Source organism: Mycobacterium colombiense, from assembly GCF_001953985.1.
Lineage (GTDB): Bacteria > Actinomycetota > Actinomycetes > Mycobacteriales > Mycobacteriaceae > Mycobacterium > Mycobacterium colombiense_B.
The window spans coordinates 1-719 of record NZ_MBEI01000067.1 but is presented as its reverse complement, the minus strand read 5'-3'; the positions used below and the strand labels follow the sequence as shown (position 1 = coordinate 719).

Annotated in this window: 1 protein-coding gene; it reads left to right on the top strand. The window is 69.1% G+C overall.

The features are described from left to right. Positions 1-719, top strand: a 719-nt coding sequence (locus A5732_RS21640) for a condensation domain-containing protein (RefSeq protein ID WP_171975070.1), incomplete at both ends; no start/stop codon positions are given.

Here is a 719-nt window from a genome sequence, read left to right as displayed (position 1 = left end):
GTCGAGCGGGTCGGGATCGACGACTCCTTCTTCCACCTCGGCGGCGACTCACTCTCCGCGATGCGCCTCATCACCGCGATCAACACCGGCCTGGATGCCCATCTGGGAGTGCGGGTCCTGTTCGAGGCGCCCTCCGTCGCCGAGTTGGCGCCGCATGTCTGCGGAGGGGGGAGCAAGCTCGCGCGGGTGGTGGCGGTCGACCGGCCGACCGTCGTGCCGTTGTCCTTTGCCCAATCGCGGCTCTGGTTCCTCGACCAGTTGCACGGGCCGTCGCCGGTGCACAACATGGCGGTGGCACTGCGGCTGAGCGGACGCTTGGATACCGACGCGATGGGCGCCGCCCTGGGCGACGTGGTGGCCCGCCACGAAAGCCTGCGGACCGTCTTCCTCGCGCACCAGGGGACACCCCGGCAAGTGGTTGTCCCGGTCGACAGCATCGACCTCGGCTGGCAGGTCATCGATGCCTGTGGGTGGGCGATAGACCGGCTGAGCGACGCCATCGACACCGTGGCGCGGCACCGATTCGACCTGTCCGGCGAGATCCCTTTGCGGACAATGCTTTTGCGTCTCGCGGAAGACGACCACGTGTTGGTGGCGGTGGCCCACCACATCGCTGCCGACGGATGGTCCCTCACCCCGCTGGTGCGCGATCTCGGGATCGCGTACGCCGGCCGGTGCGACGGCCGTGCGCCGGATTGGTCGCCGCTGGCGGTGCAGTA